At 54.1% G+C, this 892-nt stretch carries 1 protein-coding gene; it reads right to left on the bottom strand.

The window, feature by feature from the left end; all coding sequences use genetic code 11:
* Nucleotides 1–85: 85 nt before the first annotated feature.
* Nucleotides 86–436 carry a hypothetical protein gene (locus L6R21_28010; GenBank protein ID MCK6563052.1) on the bottom strand — a complete coding sequence of 117 codons (351 nt, stop codon included), beginning with the start codon at nucleotides 434–436 and terminating at the stop codon, nucleotides 86–88.
* Nucleotides 437–892: the final 456 nt, after the last annotated feature.

The raw sequence follows: 892 nt of genomic DNA on the forward strand, positions 1-892 counted from the left end.
GCTCATGACTACCCCCATCAGCGGTTCTATGTTTCACGCTTTCCCAATTCACCTCTGCCTGTCTCCTATTGGCGATGGTGAATTGTCACTGCTGTGATGATTCGACGATGCGGTTGCTCAATCCCAGTTGCAGCGCTTTGTCATATGGCAACTCCCAAAACTGCTTTTCTCGGTTCCATTTGCCGCCGGCGGCTCTGACCTGGCGGCCGAGGGCGATTTCGCCGTACTTGACCCGCAGTTGCACGATGCGATCGGACGCGATCTTGGCAGGCGGAGGCTCCCACGGCGCCTGCGCAATGACCAACTCGACCGTTTTCAGCCGCCGTTTGTTGGCGCGATCATAGCGATACCGCACACAAACGAGCCGTTCGCCGTATTCTGCCAGAATCTTTCTCGTGCCCGGCTGCCCGGGCAGCAGTTTTCGCAGTGTTCTCATGGGCACGGCCGAAGAGAGACGGTGAATGACAAATGGTGAACGGTAAACGGTGAATCTGGGCTGAGTAATTGTGAATGACAAACTGCTGAGAAGGGAACGGGACCCTGGCTGGGAGAAGCAGGCGTGGAACGGCCGTGATTTTTGGAAGGGGAGTAAGCGACTTTTCCCGAAGGCAACGATGGAGCATTCATGCTAAAACTCCTCGTTTCTGCCAGCATCCCGGGTGGTTGCGTGGAGCAGCCGCCCCATTGATTGGTGCAAGTATGCAAATTGGGAGGAACATTTTCAAGAGAAATCTTCTGGACTTTGGAATTTCTCGGGCGCTGGGGGAGGTAGGGGGTAGGGAATAGGGAGTAGGGGATAGGGGATAGGGAGTAGGTGACAAGTGCCAGGACATCGTTGACAAAAATAAGTGCCACGACATCGTGGACAAATTTAATGTTCTTTGAATTCGTT

This window comes from bacterium, assembly GCA_023150945.1.
Classification (GTDB): domain Bacteria; phylum Zhuqueibacterota; class Zhuqueibacteria; order Zhuqueibacterales; family Zhuqueibacteraceae; genus Coneutiohabitans.

Excerpts from the sequence above, each read along its gene's own strand:
- L6R21_28010 (MCK6563052.1), bottom strand. The coding sequence starts at position 436 with ATGAGAACACTGCGAAAACTGCTGCCCGGGCAGCCGGGCACGAGAAAG.